This is a genomic window from Agarilytica rhodophyticola (genome assembly GCF_002157225.2).
Classification (GTDB): Bacteria; Pseudomonadota; Gammaproteobacteria; order Pseudomonadales; family Cellvibrionaceae; genus Agarilytica; species Agarilytica rhodophyticola.
Map to the genome: position 1 here is coordinate 3,446,693 of NZ_CP020038.1, position 18,206 is coordinate 3,464,898.

19 protein-coding genes are annotated in these 18,206 nt (G+C 40.1%); 11 read left to right on the forward strand and 8 right to left on the reverse strand.

What is annotated here, in order from left to right; genetic code table 11:
• Positions 1–230: 230 nt before the first annotated feature.
• Positions 231–1,190, reverse strand: a complete 960-nt coding sequence (locus BVC89_RS14410) for a LysR family transcriptional regulator (protein WP_158657944.1) — start codon at positions 1,188–1,190, stop codon at positions 231–233.
• 43 nt (positions 1,191–1,233) lie between these two features.
• Here BVC89_RS14410 and BVC89_RS14415 point away from each other — a divergent pair, with 43 nt between their 5' ends.
• The 3 genes from BVC89_RS14415 (at position 1,234) to BVC89_RS14420 (ending at position 2,924) form a co-directional block, all read left to right on the forward strand.
• Positions 1,234–2,055, forward strand: coding sequence for an SDR family oxidoreductase (locus BVC89_RS14415; protein ID WP_086931863.1), 822 nt, complete (start codon positions 1,234–1,236; stop codon positions 2,053–2,055).
• Between the two features lie 315 nt (positions 2,056–2,370).
• The gene (locus tag BVC89_RS29780) at positions 2,371–2,544 is read left to right on the forward strand and encodes a hypothetical protein (protein ID WP_158657945.1); all 174 of its coding nucleotides are present in this window, start codon (positions 2,371–2,373) and stop codon (positions 2,542–2,544) included.
• 116 nt (positions 2,545–2,660) lie between these two features.
• Positions 2,661–2,924 (forward strand): hypothetical protein, encoded by a 264-nt coding sequence (locus BVC89_RS14420; protein WP_086931864.1) that lies wholly within the window; start codon positions 2,661–2,663, stop codon positions 2,922–2,924.
• A 78-nt stretch (positions 2,925–3,002) separates the two neighbouring features.
• Here the strand turns inward: BVC89_RS14420 and BVC89_RS14425 are convergent, their stop codons facing one another.
• The gene (locus BVC89_RS14425; protein WP_086931865.1) at positions 3,003–5,330 is read right to left on the reverse strand and encodes a winged helix-turn-helix domain-containing protein; all 2,328 of its coding nucleotides are present in this window, start codon (positions 5,328–5,330) and stop codon (positions 3,003–3,005) included.
• 451 nt (positions 5,331–5,781) lie between these two features.
• Between BVC89_RS14425 and BVC89_RS14430 the strand changes: the two genes are divergently transcribed.
• On the forward strand, positions 5,782–6,186 hold the full coding sequence (locus BVC89_RS14430; protein WP_086931866.1) for an alpha/beta hydrolase: 405 nt from the start codon (positions 5,782–5,784) through the stop codon (positions 6,184–6,186).
• 146 nt (positions 6,187–6,332) lie between these two features.
• On the opposite strand, the gene BVC89_RS14435 is transcribed toward BVC89_RS14430, so the two are convergent.
• Positions 6,333–6,782, reverse strand: a complete 450-nt coding sequence (locus BVC89_RS14435) for a hypothetical protein (RefSeq protein ID WP_086931867.1) — start codon at positions 6,780–6,782, stop codon at positions 6,333–6,335.
• A gap of 557 nt (positions 6,783–7,339) precedes the next feature.
• The gene (locus tag BVC89_RS14440; protein ID WP_086931868.1) at positions 7,340–8,248 is read right to left on the reverse strand and encodes a LysR family transcriptional regulator; all 909 of its coding nucleotides are present in this window, start codon (positions 8,246–8,248) and stop codon (positions 7,340–7,342) included.
• Positions 8,249–8,409: 161 nt separating this feature from the next.
• Between BVC89_RS14440 and BVC89_RS14445 the strand changes: the two genes are divergently transcribed.
• Entirely contained in the window at positions 8,410–8,901 is a 492-nt protein-coding gene (locus BVC89_RS14445) for a DoxX family protein (RefSeq protein WP_086931869.1), read from the forward strand.
• Between the two features lie 411 nt (positions 8,902–9,312).
• Here BVC89_RS14445 and BVC89_RS14450 read toward each other — a convergent pair whose 3' ends face one another.
• The 3 genes from BVC89_RS14450 to BVC89_RS14460 all read right to left on the reverse strand — a co-directional run bounded on the left by BVC89_RS14450 (position 9,313) and on the right by BVC89_RS14460 (position 11,767).
• Entirely contained in the window at positions 9,313–10,056 is a 744-nt protein-coding gene (locus tag BVC89_RS14450) for a glycine betaine ABC transporter substrate-binding protein (RefSeq protein ID WP_086931870.1), read from the reverse strand.
• A gap of 74 nt (positions 10,057–10,130) precedes the next feature.
• Positions 10,131–11,198 (reverse strand): NHL repeat-containing protein, encoded by a 1,068-nt coding sequence (locus BVC89_RS14455; RefSeq protein ID WP_086931871.1) that lies wholly within the window; start codon positions 11,196–11,198, stop codon positions 10,131–10,133.
• A gap of 263 nt (positions 11,199–11,461) precedes the next feature.
• Positions 11,462–11,767: a putative quinol monooxygenase gene (locus BVC89_RS14460; RefSeq protein ID WP_086931872.1), complete on the reverse strand. Its 306-nt coding sequence runs from the start codon at positions 11,765–11,767 to the stop codon at positions 11,462–11,464.
• Between the two features lie 98 nt (positions 11,768–11,865).
• On the opposite strand from BVC89_RS14460, the gene BVC89_RS14465 reads away from it, so the two are divergent.
• On the forward strand, positions 11,866–12,786 hold the full coding sequence (locus BVC89_RS14465) for a LysR family transcriptional regulator (RefSeq protein ID WP_086931873.1): 921 nt from the start codon (positions 11,866–11,868) through the stop codon (positions 12,784–12,786).
• Between the two features lie 140 nt (positions 12,787–12,926).
• On the opposite strand, the gene BVC89_RS14470 is transcribed toward BVC89_RS14465, so the two are convergent.
• Positions 12,927–13,835, reverse strand: a complete 909-nt coding sequence (locus BVC89_RS14470) for a LysR family transcriptional regulator (protein ID WP_086931874.1) — start codon at positions 13,833–13,835, stop codon at positions 12,927–12,929.
• 122 nt (positions 13,836–13,957) lie between these two features.
• Here BVC89_RS14470 and BVC89_RS14475 point away from each other — a divergent pair, with 122 nt between their 5' ends.
• The 5 genes from BVC89_RS14475 (at position 13,958) to BVC89_RS14495 (ending at position 18,078) form a co-directional block, all read left to right on the forward strand.
• Positions 13,958–14,737, forward strand: a complete 780-nt coding sequence (locus BVC89_RS14475; protein ID WP_086931875.1) for a CmcJ/NvfI family oxidoreductase — start codon at positions 13,958–13,960, stop codon at positions 14,735–14,737.
• A 95-nt stretch (positions 14,738–14,832) separates the two neighbouring features.
• On the forward strand, positions 14,833–15,651 hold the full coding sequence (locus tag BVC89_RS14480) for an SDR family NAD(P)-dependent oxidoreductase (RefSeq protein ID WP_086931876.1): 819 nt from the start codon (positions 14,833–14,835) through the stop codon (positions 15,649–15,651).
• A 77-nt stretch (positions 15,652–15,728) separates the two neighbouring features.
• Entirely contained in the window at positions 15,729–16,574 is an 846-nt protein-coding gene (locus BVC89_RS14485) for an enoyl-CoA hydratase/isomerase family protein (protein ID WP_086931877.1), read from the forward strand.
• A gap of 194 nt (positions 16,575–16,768) precedes the next feature.
• Complete coding sequence (locus tag BVC89_RS14490; protein ID WP_086931878.1) at positions 16,769–17,683, forward strand: 2OG-Fe(II) oxygenase family protein; 915 nt, start codon at positions 16,769–16,771, stop codon at positions 17,681–17,683.
• 155 nt (positions 17,684–17,838) lie between these two features.
• Positions 17,839–18,078: an HP1242/YdcH family protein gene (locus BVC89_RS14495; RefSeq protein ID WP_086931879.1), complete on the forward strand. Its 240-nt coding sequence runs from the start codon at positions 17,839–17,841 to the stop codon at positions 18,076–18,078.
• Positions 18,079–18,206: the final 128 nt, after the last annotated feature.

Consider the following 18,206-nt stretch of genomic DNA (forward strand, 5'->3'; position numbering starts at 1 on the left):
TTATAGGACTTATCTGGACACTCATAAGTTTCTTTATATTATCGGGCCACGTCATTCCTTACCAAGATCCCACGCCAGAAATGCTACAACAACAAAGCGCAGATATAGTGTTTTGGCAATCGTCTATAGTAATTGGTTTAACGTTTACTGGTGCTAGTATTCTTGGATTTTTATTTTTCAAATATCGGAAAAAAAAATGAAAAAATTTAAATACACTATTCTTTAATATATTAATTATTAATAAGAAAGTCGCTAAAAACCCGTACTTTTGCCGGGATAAAATTGCGCGAAGGGTACAGTAAATAAATAGCGGTATTGTAAGATGCACCACTGACATGCCAGTTTGGAAGTAACTGCACGAGCTTTCCTGTTTTTATATCTTCAGCCACCGTCCAATCAGCGAGCAGTGCGATACCTACACTATTGAGCGCACATTGTCGGATAGTAGCGGCATTAGTGACGGTAAGTACTGGTTTTATTGCAATAGTGTGAGAGTGTTCATGATTAACAAAAGTCCAACTATGGCGGAAATCTTGATACCCAAAAGTCATCAATTCATGTTGCTCAAGGTCTTGTGGCGATCGTGGTGTGCCGTGTGCTTCAAGATAATTGGCACTGCATACGAGGTAGTAGCGCACATCGATTAATTTTTTCACAATTAAGCTACTATCGTTTAACTGCCCATGCCGAATCGCTACATCTATTTGATCATTAATCATATCCAAGCGTTGATCCGATAGCACCAGTTCTAAATAAATATTGGGGTAAAGAGTGCGGAACGCCTTTAACTTGGGGGCTATAACGATCTGGCCAAAAGATGCTGAGGCGGTTACTCGTAAACGCCCTGAAGGCGAAGCTGTTGTCTCCAGTAGCGATTGATGAGCTAAATCCATCTCCTCCATCAGAGGTGCCATCCTCTTAAAATAATCTTCACCTGCCTGGGTAGGTGTTAAATTACGTGTGGTTCGCTGAAAAAGACGTATTTTGAGCATATTTTCCAGGGCGTTGATGGAACGGGACACAGATGAAGGGGCGAGATTCTTCTCCTTGGCCACATCGATAAAGCTGCCGGCGCGATAAACAGCGAGAAAGGTCTTGATATAGTCCGTATTCATAATTGCATTTTTTGCATTAGTAAATTGCTTATGGTTTAGTTTATTGCGATTTCGTGTTTTATTAAAGTATTTCATGTTTTTACCTAACCCCTTACTCGTTAATTCCAGGAGCATAAGCATGACTAACACGCGATTACAGAATTTAGATTTTACCGGGCATACGGCCCTAATTATGGGGGCCAGTCGCGGCATAGGGCTGGCGACAGCAAAAACACTTGCCTCTTATGGTGCCAAGGTCGTGTTGGCTGCACGATCACTTACGACTCTTAAGATAGAAGTGAAAAATATGGTGGCAAATGGACAGTCGGCTTTTGTTCAATACTGCGATGTAAGTGATTATGATTCGGTAGCCGGTGCCGTGGAATTTACCATGGAAACTACAGGCCGTCTGGATATTTTAGTGAACAATGCCGGCATTATTGAACCTCTTAATTATCTTGTAGATAGCGATCCAAAACTCTGGGGGCGGGCAGCCGATATTAATTACAAAGGTGTTTATTATGGTATGCGCGCAGCGCTTCCTGTTATGTTAAAACAGCCTGTCATTTTAAAACAAGGGCGCGGCGTGATTGTCAATATAAGCTCAGGTGCGGCCAACAGTGCGCTTGTCGGTTGGAGCCACTACTGCTCAACTAAAGCTGCCGCTAAAAAACTTACCGAAGTCGCCCATAAAGAGATGATCGAGAACAATATACGTGTGGTAGGTTTATCCCCCGGCACCGTAGCCACTGAACTTATGGAAAAAATTCGCGATGCCAAGATTAATCCAGTGAGTTACCTTGATTGGCAAGCCCACATCCCCCCTGAATGGGCAGCAGAAGGTGTCGCTTTTTTATGTGGCCCAGAAGGCGGAGAATTTGCCGGAACAGATTTTTCATTAAAAACACCGGAAGGCCGCAAGCGGGTAGGTTTGCCTTGTGGGAATGCTCCGGATGTTTAAAGTATATCGGTATTTTGCATTAAAGGTTTACAGGTTTATGTATTAGTTTGACTGCATTGTATATTCTAGTCGTATCTTTTTAGCAGTAACGGCCTCGCTACTAAAATTCTATGCACTGGCATTTTGTATTATAAGTTAGAGTCGGTAATATGCTCTTATTGTTGCCTAAATTACTAGGGCCTGTTAACACTAATTAAATTGCACCTGCTGGCAAGCATTTTTTCGACTAGCTAGGCAACACAAACGCGGTTTAGTTATTCTCGCCAATTGCTCCTGCATTGCTCTAATTACCTGTATCCATACAGGCATAAATAAGTGCGTGTTAACGACGCTAGGCGGGAAAATGCTGCCAGCCCTTGGCAGTTGCTCCTGCACTGCCCTAATACACCACATCCATGTGGCTATTCGGGTTTGCACTTAAAAGCGCTACTCGGCGTTGCTTATCGCTCATTTAGAATGACTAAACTGCGCTCTTCGCGCCTCGCTTAAAGCGCCTACTGTTGGTGATTAGCGCTTTTGAGAGCAAACAGGAGTGATCAAATTAGTGTTAACAGGCCCTAGCTTTACATCTATCAAAAACTTAAATAGAAACGGATATAGTATTGATGAGCAAATTATGTAAAATTTTTGATTCAGTCGCACATATTGTTTTTGCTAATATCTTATTGGGGTTTATAGTCTTTGGGTTAATTACAGATGAAGTTCCTGCTCCTTCTAAATACTCTTATTACTTGGCTACTAAAGCTGAAGAGCCAGATAACTATTGGCTATTTATAGGTATTTACTTTGTATGTTCGTTAGCTTTATTTTATTTGGGTTTTTCTTCGCTTAGAAAATCTCTAAAATATAAACCTGAGTGGAAGGAATAAAAGTGCAAGCAGTAAAATAGTTAGGAGCTGGTAGTGGTTACAATAGATATAACCACTCAACGTTATTTTTAAAAGACTTTATTCACTCACCACAAGTTCAACCACTTCTTTTTTTGCGGAAACTCGAATGCTCATTAATAACTGTGTTTTGTTAATATCGGTTAGATCATCCACATCTTCACCCACATCACCAAGAATGTTAAAAGTGTCGGTATTTAGATCATAAGACCATAACTGATTATCCGTATTGATGGCGTAAATCACGTTGTCGTTTATTACGAAGGTTTTGGCTTTTGTTGCCTCTTGATTTAATGCTTCTATGCGTTGGTCTTCGGCGGGGCCGGGTTGCCATAGTTGGTTTAGGTGGTCTTTGTAAATTAACCGGCCATCTTCACTTCTAAGTGCCCAGATGACTCTTTTGTTATCGGCCAGCTCTTTCATTTCTGCCTTAGCTAAATCGTATTCAACAAACTTTAATACTCCTTTTACACTCACAATTAATAAAGCGGTATTGTGAATGCTATCCCATTGGAAAAGTCGAATAACGGGATACTTCACTGGAATAGTTTGTTGAGAGGAATCCAAAAATACTTGGGTAAGAACGTTATTGGCGTTCACTAAAAGACTATTTCCGTCTGCAGCCCAATCCATGCCGCGAATATAGGTATCTACCGGGAAATCAGTAATTTTTTGGGTGCCTTGTCCATCGCTACCGCTTATCCAAAGTTGTTCGTCTCCAGTGCGTTCAGATAAGAATGCAATTAAGTCGCCATCAGGTTGAAAAATGGCGTAATCCTCACCTTGCGTTGAGCGTTGGAAGCTGGGATAAACGTATTCACTTGGCGATTGACTGGATTGTTTTTGTGCTGAAGCATTTTTATCGGCCAGTTGGTTCAGCGATAGTAATACCACATCACTGTCATATGGCCCCTTAATAAAAAGTATACTTTTACCTTCGGGATGAAACTTAGGTACGGCCATTCTATCAGCAAACGGTTGGCTGATTTTTGCAATTTTACCTTGGTAGGAGAGGGTAAATAGTTGCCTGCCCGTGCTGAATAGCAGTTGTTTATTTAAAGGATCAAAGCTGGGATAAATCGGCCTGAATGGAGGTATTTCTTGCGGACGATCTAGCACATGACTAGATACTAGATGACCGTCGGGTTTAAGCATATCAAGATAGTGCTGCCCATCCCCATGCACACCTGTAACAGCAATGAGGTCTTCTTTACTTGAATAACTAAACCCCAGCAAATTGCCTGGTTTCAAATCGTATAATACGGTACTGCTATTATCACTAATAGAATAGCTGATTAATTTCCAACGCTGGGATTTTTTCTGTAATAGTGCTATGTGATTGTTATTGAGCCAGGTGGGATCTCTTACTGTTGAATTTTGACATTGCAGCATTAAGTTTGTTTTTTGGGGGCTTTTAAGGGATTTCTCAAAATCTAAACTCACTAAATCATAGCAACTTTTTTGTGTGACTGGCTCGCGACAGGCTTCTGTGGCCAAAAACACCAATTGCTTTCCATCTTTAGAAAAGCTATGACTACTGTAAGCTCCCCATTCTTTTGTTAGCAAAATCTCTTCTTGGGTAGTCACGTCTTTTGCCCAGACTCGATTAATACATTGCTTACCTAAATAGCGATGGAAAACAATGTATTGACCATCGGGACTGTAGCTTGCATCAAACTCTTTATCGTCGGTGGCTGTCAACGAGCGTAAGCGGTCAAAAGTTAATACTGAAGGAGTATGTGCAGAAGGGGAATCAAAGGCGAGATAGCCATATCCTATTACGCCTAAAATTACTATTACAACAGCAATGGATACAAGGCCTACAGAAGATTTTGGTAACTTCGAAGTGAGTACAGCAGGTTTTGTCGCGAGATCATTGGCTTGTTCTTTATGTTCATCATGTGTTGAAATAGCATTAAGATTAGCCGCGTTACTAGTAGCCTCAGAATTATCATCCTGCGGACCATCCATCGCGGCAACATTAATCGCAGAAACATTGTTTGTAGAAACTTCGTTCGCATCAACATCACCATCGGATTCCATATTAACGGATTCTGTCTCGTTGAGCTTATCATGCCATCGAACATCACATTCCAAGCTATAACCTTGCTTCGCGTGTGTTTTAATGTAGGTTTGCACTTTGCCATCGTCGCCCAATGCTTTCCTTAACTGGGCGATGCTTCTTTGTAGGGTATTGGGGGAGACGACGGTGTTTGGCCAAACTTTAGCCAGTAATGCTTCCTGGCTCACCACCTTTCCTTGGTGTTCCGCTAAGCAAGTGAGCACCGCCAAGGCTTTGGGAGCAAGTGTTTGAGATTGCTTGTTTTGTGTGATTTGATTTCTGGATACGTCGATAAAAAAACCACCAATCCAATATTGCTCTGTCATATAACCTCTATTTGGATGAAAACTAATGCTCAAACCTGCGTCTACACCTGATGATAGCGCTATTATATCGTCAATATACCTTTAATCCTTAATTAAACCTCTTCCTGGTTTTAACTAAGTTCTATCTTTTATGCGGTTGATAGTATTGGACTTTTGTGTTGTCAGCAAGATATCAGCAAAAAATCAGTATATCCTAAAGTATTTTAGTTTTTATTGGTTAAATTTAGCACTTTCATCTTAGTTAAAAAAACAATATTAGATAAATAGAGTTTTATATAGGATTGCCTTGGTCGTATTTAAAAAGCGAAGAGAAGAAATATCCTGATATCTATTTTACTGATGCGGTATGGCATATCGAAATTCTCTTTGCTGCTAATAAGTACCTTATCGAAGAAGTGACTTTGGCAGTTATTTACTAACAGAAAGATATAAAAAGGTAAGCAAAGCCCATATGAGTCGATGCCGAGGTTACTCAATAAAAAAGTCAAGTAAACTTGAACATCAAAAGAAATATTCATTTGATCAAGCACGCAAGCAGCTAGTTTTTATTGGTAATGATGTTATGGCATATATCGAGAAGAACTACCGAGCAGATACTCTCAATCATACGTATCTTGTTTACTTTCTAGGTAGAGCATTTGGTGCTTACGTAGTAATGGCGCAACGGGGTACCTTTAAAGATTATATACTCGGTAGTCCATCACTTAAAGGCGATATCCCATCTCTGACAGCATTGGCGACTCAAGTAAAACCCAACATATTTATTCGCGTGTTAAAGGATAGCAAAGATCCCAGCCTATCTTTATGTTACATAGTGGTTGAGGATAATCATAGAAAAGCTTTTTCTCTAAGGTAAATACTATTATTCAATAAGTGCGTTTTATGATTTTTCTATTATTTAATTCTGCTATTTAATTCTAGTTTGCACCTTGCCATTGCTATTGTTGATCAGTCTTTAAAAAAACTAGTAGAGTAGCTAAATTTTCCTAAATATACTGATCACTAGTGTTTCTGAATTTCTTGTGGGAGCATATTATCTTGCCACTTACCGCAGTGTAAATAGCTATACATACCGTGTTCATGTATAAAGTTAAGACCTTGCTCTAACTCTAATGCAACAACTTTATCCGGCCATATTGCGGCAAATAAATTTGCTTGGATTCCTTTTAGGATGGAGACAGTGTCACCTTTTTTAGGATTAAGACCGTCGACGTAAACCCTTTTACACAGTAAGAAAACCTCACGGTTGTCTTGTTTAATATCACGCATTAAATTGGATAGCTTTTCTTGATCCCGATCACTTATTGAGATGTCGTTCTCATCTATTAGATCATTTATGCTATTATTTCTCATGTGACCAAGATCAAGCCACTGTGTTACAAGCTTTTCGCCCCACTGGTGTAGCGCGATATCCATTAAATTGTAATGTTCTTCTTTAAGTAGGTGGTTCATATTAAGCCTTTGGCGATACCATTTTACTGTCACGTTGGAGCGATCTAATTAAAGCTACAAAACACACTTGCTCCTCATCTGTTGGTGGACTCTTTATATCGAGAGTTCATCTTCTCATCATTATTTTTTTATTATTTTCGTAGTTGTTAGTGTTAAAGGCGCTTAAGTATGGCGCCACTATGCAGCAATGGCTGCCTGCATGTTTACAGTGAGTATGTTGTCTATAAAGCGTTATGTGCACAGCGGATAGAAAATAGTATTTATTACTCCCGTTATTGTTTCTATTTAATAAAAACTAAATGTGAGTTGGATTGACTGACTATTAATTTTTATGCCGAGGAGTAAATAAGGTAAAATTTTGTAATTTATAAACGCTAGGAAAGTTAGAGTAATCAACATCGTATTTCGCTATAAAGTGAAATGTCGCACATTTTGGTGTTGGTGTTACCCCCAGACCGCAACATGCTTCCTTCAACCATCTGTCCACTAGATACAAAGAATGTGAGGTGAAAACAAGCGTCCACGTTAATGAGTAAATTGGTATTTTCTGTTTATGGTCAGAATTGATCCCAAACCGGAACATCACCATAGTAGTTGCTGATAAAATCAATAAATGCTCTCAGCTTGGTTGCCATCAAGTTTCGATGAGGGTACACCGCATATAAACCCAATGCTTTCGGCTCAAACTCACTAAGAATAATTTTCAGTTTACCTTGTCTTATCGCTTCTCCCGAGAGGAAAGTGGGTAATAATACATATCCTTCTCCCATAATGGCAGCTTCTAAGAGAATATCGCCATTATTGCAAGATACGCTCGCTTTACCATCCTGTAATGAACGCCTAAACATCGTCATAAGGGGAGATGAGTCCTGGTTATGAGACATGTAACTGTAATGCAAAAAGTGCTCAAGAATGAGCTGATCAGGATGTTCGGGGATGCCGTTTTTTTCTAGATAGCTGGGCGCGGCACATAGTACGAGCCGTATTGGCGCGAGGCGTTTTGCGATTAGAGATGAACTCTTTAAATAACCAATTCTCAAGGCTAAATCAAACCCTTCTTCAACCAAATCTACTTTGCGGTCATTGAGCTGTAAGTTGATTCTGACACCTGGGTTAAGTTGCCTAAAGTCCTTGATCAATGGCGCTAAGTGCTTAATTGAAAAAGAGACGGGAGCATTTACGCGCAGTAGACCCTGGGCTTCATTCTTGAGCTGTCCAAGATTTCCCTCCATATCCTGAATACTCTCCAATATGTGTCTAACGTGTTGTACACATTGCTCACCAGCTTCGGTGAGGCGAACAGTACGTGTGGTTCGATTAAACAACCTCACTCCCAGGTGCTCTTCTAAATCAGATACATATTTGCTGATAAGCTGATTAGAGGTTTCCAATTTATCTGCCGCTCGTGTGAAACTACCTTCTTCTGATACGGTGATAAAGGCTTTCATTGTATCGATTCTATCCATTTTTTTAACTCGCCTTCATTTTTTACCAACATAGTGTTGATAATAATACAACAAATTCATTATTTATTATTAAATATATTGTTAGTAACCTTGTTTTAACGCTGATCGAAAGTGAATACCCCCCAGATAAATAACTCATTACCGTTTAAGAGGAATGAATAATGAACAAGCTAATCGTCGACAAAATTCTCCAATCAGATACCAATCTAGGTTCTCTCGTGCTGCGGGTGCCAGTAGGTATTGTATTAGCAGCCCATGGCGCACAAAAACTATTTGGCTGGTTTGGTGGCTATGGACTTGAAGGTACCGGGCAGTGGATGGCAAGCATAGGCTTAGAGCCCGGTTACCTGATGGCATTTATGGCAGGTAGCGCCGAGTTCTTCGGTGGCTTAGCTTTGATTTTTGGTTTTCTAACAAGGCCTGCGGCGGCAATAAGTGCGTTTACCATGTTGGTTGCCATATTTAGTGTTCATTTTAGTAACGGTCTATTTATGAGCAACAACGGCTACGAGTTTGCACTTAGCTTATTCGCTGCGACACTAGCGCTTACCATTCAAGGCAGCGGAAGTTTTGCGATCGACAATACGTTGAGTCGCCGGCTTGGCAAACACGAAAAAAATCAAACAAACGGCGTTGCATTAAAAACAGCTTAATCAATCAGACAAGTCCTCTGACGTGATAGCCAAGCGGTATTTAATACAATAATGTGAAACGACAGTAGTTAAAGGCCAATGGTAAAATAAATTCTTACGAAAATACTTTATTCTCTTTATTTTTTTATTTTTTTTTACCTCTCATGAATAAACAACGACTACAAAAACAATATCGGCACAGATAATCTACAGTATTATTTAATAATACTGTAGATGTCTGATCTTTACATAGATATCGATAAATAAGACAGAAATATATTACGGTTATTAGAGTTTGAAAATAGAAACACAATTTCTATTATGTGAAAAAATACGACGATTTAAATAATATATTTAATAGCTACTTTTATCTCCAAAATATTATGTAAAAATGCAAAACTAATCAAACCATTATTGATCTTCTATGGTTCTTTAGATTTTTGTGTGTTGATTGTTTTTTTGGATTAAGTCGTCCAGTTCGCTGACTTTACTATTGCCTAAGTAAAGTTTTTTAAGCTTGTCCAGTACGCCGCTTGCGAGCTTTTTTTCAGCATCATTACGCATGATTAATGTCGCTTCATCACGGCCACCTAATAATCCTTTGGGTTCATCTAAGGCGCGAATGCGATATCGATTATGAAGCCACTGTGGGTGCCACAACGGAATAACTATCCAGCGTCTATCGGCATAAGCATCAATGAATCTCTGAAAGCACTCCTGTTCGGTACCGGGGTTGAAATGATACCCTAAGGTATTCAAGCCATATTCTTTTACCATAGCCTTTGAAAATCGACTTATTCCCGCACCAGGATTAATACCTTGAATGAGCCTTTCCATTTTTTGTTCAGCAACAGGCTCAAGCAGATCCGATACTGTGCTGACATCATCTTCGGGAACATAGTGAGGTACTCCCCAAATACAATAAGGTTCGTAAAGGACCGTCACCTTAGTAACTTGGTTGAGTAAAGGATTGAGATACATAGTGTGACTAGAGGGTAACCAGGCCGCACAAAGAAAATCTATTTCGCCTGCGCCTAACATCCTAAACGCTTCTTCATGGTGCGCTGTTTTACGCATCACTGCATGACCGTTTTCCTCTAATATGATTTCTACCTCGCGAGCTGCTGCGTCATGGAAAGAAAGGTCAATATGACCAACGACTATTGTTTCTGCCACATCATTTCTCCTGTTTGGCATATATCGCTTTGTGGTGTTAATGGGCGGATACTATCCGCCAAAAAATGCTGGGCTTAACGACCCCGTTTTCCTGGAGCGACAGGCTTGAATCTAATTATCAGATATTCTCCTGTTCCGGTTTCTTTACCTGACAGCGCTGCTGTGCGGTCAAGTTGGTCAACCGTGCCATAAACATAGCCATCTACACCAAAGCTCAGCCCATCAGGCCATGATTGTCCCTTAGGGAGTTTGGCTATTTGGCGATAACCGTCTGTTGTTGTTACGCCATAGCCCTTATGCTCAACATCTGTTATATACACATTGCCTGAACCATCAATGCTAATCCCGTCACTGGATGTTTTCGGACCGTAGGGCTCGATGGTTTGACTGACTGCGGAGCCGTCGCCATTAAATGCACTTGCAGGAACACGATAAATTGTTTTGCCATTTAGAGCGCCGAAATAAATAAAATCGTATTGCGGGTCAATAGTGATAGGATTTAACGCAAATCCTCCTTTATCAGCGGGCATCATCGAAGCGTGTCCTTCAGCAATTCTTTTCGCTGCACCTGTCTTAAGGTCTACTGAAATAAATGCGGGAGTAGGGGGGCTCTTAAGATCTCCCTGCGTCATATCTGCGATGATGGCGCGATTTCTCTTTTGGTCTAACGCAAAGTCTTGTAAGAAACTTGTCGGTTTTACGACAGCTTCAGGTAACTCTATTATTTTGGTGACTTTATCCGTATTGTTATCGATAGCATAGAAAGTATGCGTCGGCATATCGAGCAGCCAAGTAATTCCTTCGTTCGTTGTTCTAATGCCAATAGCCCCTTTAATCTTAGAGTTTTTACCGGCGGCGAAGGCCGCATTGGGATAAGGTTTAGATGTACCATCCTTCATTAACTCTGCAACTTTGACCTCTGGCGATGCTAAAGGTGAATTGGTAAAAAGAATCCGGCCAGATGGGGTTATACTAAGGTTACCTGGACGAACAGGTAAAGAAGCGACAACCTCTACGGTTGGCAAATGTTTTCCTTTATTATCGACAGCGCTATTTTTATTTTCGCCCTGGACATTATCTCCATATATTGTTATCCCCAGCGCGAGCCCAATCACTACATTTGAATATTTTCTTAAAATCATTATTTTCCCCATTTAAAGCAAGTCATGTTGCATAACATTTAATCACCGGCATGAAAAATGCTGGTCGCGATGGATATCATAGGTTCATAGGGTTAATGTGATAACTGGGCATAAGCCGGTATGTGTTATCGGTTTTCCCGAACAATGACTAAAGCTTACTTTTGGGAAAACGTTTGCAAATATAGATATGACTATTAAGGTATTCTAAAAAATTATTATATGCCGCTGGTATTTTAACTGATGCGACTGGTGTTGGGTGGGCGTCAACCTATATGGGTGAATTCATGATGGGTGAATTCATGTAGCCAACAGTTTTCAATCATACCTTTTGTTGCATCCACATAGGTTTTAATATGGTCGTTGGCCATATGGGCCTGCCAAACATCACGCGATTCCCAATTTTCGTAGAACATGAAATAGGTGGAGTCTTTATTATCCTGATGCAGGTCGTATTGAATACAACCTTTCTCTATACGAGTAATTGGAATAAGCTTTAATAGTTCTCGTTTTACAAAATCCACATGCTCGGATTTAACCTTGATGTTTCCAGTAATAGTGAGCTTTGACATAATACCTCCTAAATTACATTATGTTATGAAGGCTAATTGTTTGGTCTGCTTAAACAAGATGTTTTTTTTGTAAAACAGAATGAAGTTAATCATATATAATGAACACGCATCACCTTACCGTATTTTTACAAATTGTTGATAAAGGCAGTATGAGAGCGGCAGCTAAAGAGTTAGGTCTCTCTCCTGCAACCGTTTCTGAGAATTTAGCTACTCTTGAGAGCCACTACGGTGTGGTGCTGTTAAACCGAACTACCCGATCTGTGAGTTTAACTGAAGAAGGGCGGGTGCTTGCTGAAGGGGCACGTCGACTCCTGGACGAGATCCAATATTTAGATAGTCAGATTAGACTTGGAGCAGAGAGTTTATCGGGTTTAATTCGGATCAGCTCTCCTATTGATATTGGCCGAAACCTAGTTGTCAATGTGATTGACCAATTTATTAAAGACTATCCCAACGTTGTAGTAGAAGCAGATTTTTATGATGGGTTTGTCGATATGATTGGCAGTGGGATAGACCTAGCTTTGAGGTTTGGTTTTGTCCGTGATAGTAGCTTACGAATACGCAGTGTTGCGAATATAACAAGAATTGTATGTGCTTCACCAGCTTATATCAAAGCCCATGGTGAGCCTCAAACGCCAGAAGATTTACAAGCACATAATTGCTTAATTATGCGTTTTGGTCGCCAATTAGATAACGTTTGGTATTTAGGTCAAGGAAATGCAAAACAAGAAATTAAGGTATCTGGCAATAGGATTGCAAACGATAGTGAATTGATGAGAAATTGGTGTATTAATGGTTATGGCATTATGATGAAGTCCGAACTGGATATTAAAAAAGACATAGATGAAAAAAGGCTTGTGCCGTTACTTACACAGTATAGCGCCGAGCCCACACCTTTGCAGTTACTGTATCCACCTAGCAGAGCGCAGCCAAAACGTGTATGTGTATTCTCGGAATATCTTATTGCAGAAATAACTAAACGCGTTGAGTTTAAATCTCATTGTGTGGATATATGTTGATGTGATTCACAAACATCTTGATAAAGGCCATAAATAATCTAATGCCGAGCGCTAAGTATTAACATTTATTGTCGCAATGTTGAAAACACTTAGCGCTTTTTATTCGAAATGAAGAATGTGAATATTGATTTTATATATAATTACAATTCCCACACGGGTGGATCGCCAATTTTTTCTACCAAGTAATCAATAAATACACGGACCTTAGCTGTTATCACATTGGACTTTGGGTAAACTAGCCAAATATCGGTTTTATCTTCAATACTGTATTCTGGAAGTACTCGCACTAACTTGCCGGCGTTTAATTCCGAGTGCACATTCCACATAGAACTCATGCAAATACCTACGCCTGACTCGGCGGCAATTCTCATACTCGTACCGTCATCGCAAATCATACGAGGTTTTGTTTGAGCTGGAGGAAAAATGCTAGTTTCCATAGTTATCTTATTATGAAGTACTCGAGGATTAGAGTGAGCAAACAAAATCAGTTGGTGTAGCTTCAAATCAGCAGGTGTTTTTGGTATTCCATTTTGCTCAAGGTAGTTTGGCGATGCACATAGAATACGCTTATCCCTGGCAAGGCGCCTACTAATCAGGCTGCTGTCTGTAATAGCAGCATTTCGTAGTGCCAAATCATAACCACCATTGATAAGATCAAAGCGTAAGTCAGAGAGTTTAAGCTCAAAATTGATATGTGGGTAGCGTTTATAGAAGTCAGGCATAATTGGTAAAATAAAACGCTGAGAAAATGAGCTTGAAGCTGCAAACCTAAGTGTCCCGCATACATCTGTATGATCTCTGCCTAATGTACCTAAGGCAGCATCTTCCTGGGCAAGGATCTCTCTTGCGTAGGGTAAAAAACTTTCTCCTTCAACAGACAAAGAAATCTTTCGTGTTGTTCGATGAAAGAGATCCGCACCTAACTGAACTTCCAACTTTGACAATCTAGCACTTGCCATAGAAGGGGTAAGCTTTAATTTTCTGCCTGCTGCACTAATATTTTGCATATCGGCTGACATCACAAAAAGCCTAATTGCTTTAGTATCCACTTATTATATCTCAAATCAGAATTCTGATTATCTTTATACACTATTTCAGCAGGTTATGAAAAATAATAGGATGTTATAACTTAGTTTATTAACTAAAACTTTAGGCATCTTGGGAAATAACCATGAGCATACGCGCATTAGTTAACTACCATATCAAGTGTAAAGAGCCACAAGCGTTTAAGTTTGATGTGGATGGCATTATTGGCAACTTGGTTTCTCCTGTACTAGAAAGTAGGAATGTGCAAGTTAATGATGTTAGAGACAGGCACTGTACCGTCAATTTTGAGCAAGATGGAATAGCATTCGTCAGTGCTCCATCTTCTGTATCTAAGTTTGGTTCGCAAGAAAGCTGGACGAAAACCTATAATAATGAAATCACTGCATTACTTGAAAATCAAATTGGCGCAAAAGAAGTTCTGGTTTTCGACCACACTATCCGTATTGATGAGTTGGATGCAGCACGAAAACCCGCGCGCAACGTTCACAATGATTACAGTGCAAAAGGTGCCGACCAACGTTTAATTGACTTGATTGGTAAAGACCAAGCACAAGTATATCAGCAGGGCCACTTCGGGTTTGTCAATATTTGGCGCCCCGTAGATTTTCAAATAACAACCTCACCACTGGGTTTTATTCGCCCAAGCTCTATGAAATCTGATGATTGGATGGATATCGAGCTTATTTATCCAGATAGATTAGGAAAAATTCTTGGCGTCGCAGCCAATGATAATCATGAATGGTTTTATCAATCCAAAATGACACCTGAAGAGGTCATTATTTTTAATATCTACGATAACCGAGGGCGACCCTACTTAGCACATAGTGCTCTGGATGTTGTGGGACAGGCACCAACAAATGTACCTAGAAAGAGCATCGAGACTCGCACTTTAGTGAGATATTAATATAAAACCTAGCGTTTAGCTGTAAAAACTTGCTAACCGGTTAGTGGTAATAACTTATTTGCAATTGAATAGAAACTTATACCAAGGATTTGCGAATGGCAAAAACTATTTTACTTACAGGTGCCACTGATGGCATCGGTTTTGAAACGTCAAAAAAACTTGTACGCGAAGGCCATAACGTTCTTTTACACGGGCGCAATGAGAATAAGCTTGAGCAGACCAAAAATGAGCTAGCTAAATTAGGGAGCAATAGCCAGTTAGATACATTTTGCGCCGACTTGAGTGAGCCTAAGGATGTTGCAAAGCTTGCCTTAGATATCATCGGGAAGTACAGCAGTTTAGATGTTCTTATTAATAATGCTGGTGTATTTAAAATCCCGAATCCGGTTTCTCATAACGGCTACGATAAACGCTTTTTAGTAAATACTATCGCGCCTTATATTCTTACTAACAAGTTGTTGCCATTATTTAACAGTAATAGCCGGGTGGTCAACTTGTCTTCTGCCGCTCAATCACGAGTGAATTTCGAAGCGTTGGCTGGTGATCACCACTTAACAGACAACGAAGCCTATGCCCAAAGCAAACTCGCTATTACCATGTGGTCATTTCATATGGCTAAGAGGGTAGGGGACGCGGGGCCAATTATTGTCGCTATTAATCCTGCTTCTTTTTTAGGGAGCAAAATGGTTAAAGAAGCCTACGGTACTGCTGGTAAAGATTTAAGCATCGGTGCTGAAGTGTTGACCCGAGCAGCATTACACAGTGACTTTGCCGATAGCTCAGGTAAATATTTTGACAACGATATCGGCAGCTGGGCATCTCCACATCCCGATGCCTTAGATGACGCCAGAAACAAGGCGTTAATCGATGCGATTGACACAATCGTTAGTAAATTTGAGATTAGCTTAGTTTAAGTAATTTCTCAGATGATAGCTCTAGACCGTGATACATGAGTGTCGCTATGAACAACTAAACCCTAAGAGGAAAAAATATGAAATACGAAGGATTTACTACCTTTACCACTCAGCAAGCGGACGGCATTCTGACGGTTACTTTTGACTTTGGTACGGTGAACGTACAAGGGCAAGAAATGTTAGCTGATCTCAATAGTCTGGCAATGCGATTAGAGCGTGACCGCGATACTAAAGTAGTTGTTTTCCAATCGGCAAATCCTGAAATATGGGTGTGCCATTACGATACAGAACTTTTAAAGGATATGTCCGATGAAGCTGTATCAAGAGAAGAAGCTAAGTTACTCGATCTCCAAGCAGTGTGCGAGAGAATTAGTAAGGTTCCGCAAGCGACAATTGCGAAGTTGGAAGGTTTTGCTCGTGGTGGTGGTCATGAACTTGCTCTAGCATTGGATATGCGCTTTGCTGCTCGTGGTAAATTCAAGTTCATGCAGATGGAAGTGGGTATGGGTATTTTGCCATGTGGCGGAGGTGCTTCGCGTATGGCAAGACAAACCGGTTTAGGAAGGGCACTTGAAATAATTTTAAGTGCGCGTGACTTCGATGCAGATGAAGCTGAGCAAATGGGAACAATCAATAAAGCGTTAGAGCCGGACGAAATTGGTGAATACGTGGATACTTTGGCAAAACGTATTGCTCAGTTCCCCGCCGAATCAATCAATTCATGTAAGCAAATGGTGTATGAGTCAATCGATAAACCTATCGAAGACGCTTTGAAAGCTGAAGCATACTGGTTATATCAAGCAACCAGTAAAACACCAGCGCTTAAGCGTTTCCAAACTGCCGATGAGCAAGGTCTTGAGCATGACATTGAGAATCAGCGTAACTGGGAAGAAATGGTTATGCAGGTGCAAGGAATAAAATAACGGCTTCATAAAAACTAGAGGTCTCGTGAGATCAATAAAGTAGCTTGCGGGATCTTCTAACTCGCCTCAAAGATAATTGCATAAAAGTCGAGTTGTTACCTACATCTAATGAAGTTAATTACTTTAAATAATCCTAGATTGTTTAGTTTGGCTTCGCAGAGATAGTGATGTTAAACAATTAAGAGTTGGATAAAATGGTATCTCTTACTGAGTTAAATAAAGCACGAAATTTAGAATTACCGACGCGAGAGGACATGTTGCATAGAGCCCCCTCTGTTCAACAATTCTGGGAAAAAAATAATACTCTTTTTGTTGAGGCATGGAAACAGTGGGAGCAGAGTGCTGAACAGAATCTTGTTACGCTTGATGACTCACTATTAGACGCAAGGTTAAGAGAGGCTATCTTGGCGGCTTGGGAGAACCCAACAAAAGAGTTAGCTGTCAGGGATTTATGGCATGAAGTATCGCCGGATGTTTATCAGTGTCAGTTCTTTGATCCTGAACGCTTAACAGACCTACGTAGCTATCTGGATAGTGCTTCAGACGCAAGTATACCTTTACGTCCACCTTACGGTATTGTTTTGAATCGAGCTGGAATGATGTTGGATAGACGCTCACCGGGCTACCTTGCAGCACCGGGTTTCCAGTCATTTTATAATAGCTTGATGGATAAATTTGTAAGGCCTACTGCGCGTTTACTGTTTCCAGAAATTACTGGCTACGATACACAAACCTTTGGCTTTTCTATTCGTTATCAGCCAAGTACAGATACCTCTATACAGCCTCACACCGATGCATCTTCTATTACACTTAATATTAATTTGAACTTACCAAATGAGATATTCGATGGCTCTGCCGTTGATTTTCTTAATTCGACAAATGGCGAGGTCAATCAGTTTACATTTGCCCCTGGTGTGGCTGTCATGCATCGAGGACATATTCCACATGCCGCACGCTCGATTACTAATGGTGAGCGCACAAATATGGTACTTTGGCTCTATGGCGATCGTGGTCAAATTGCACATAATGTTAAGCAGACTCCGAGCTTGTCTGCGGATAAACGCTGGTCAGTTCCCAGTTCTCCAAAGGATCAATTTGCACCGTTTTAAAGTACTCTATGTTTTAAAGTACTCTATTGTGCAAGAGTTTTACGAAAATCAAAATATATTAAGAAATAGCGAGAACTTTATTCTCGCTACGTGCATTTATTGATACATCGTATTAGCACTCTTACGTTAATCTAAACAAACAAAAAGATATTTATATGTTAGGTGAAAATCATTCTCTTACTCATGAATTTCCAGAATATATTGATAAAATAAAAGAACTCTTACAGAGCGATGTAAAGTTTTCAGAAAAAATGAAGGTATATGACGCAATCGATGAAGAAATTCGCTCGCTAGAGCTACGAGATTCTCCTATTGGTGATGATATTATGCGTGAGAAAAAACATATCCGCTCTGTATTGAAAGATGAACTTTACAGGTTGTTAATAAAAGCCTAAGTGTTTTTAGGTTTTTGAAATAGTTTGTTGCTTCTTTTGGGGGTATCATGAATGCTGTTATTGGATTATCAATATTCGTTTTAAGTGAGTAGTGATCAAAAGCTAGATATGAAGAAGTTTCTTTTATT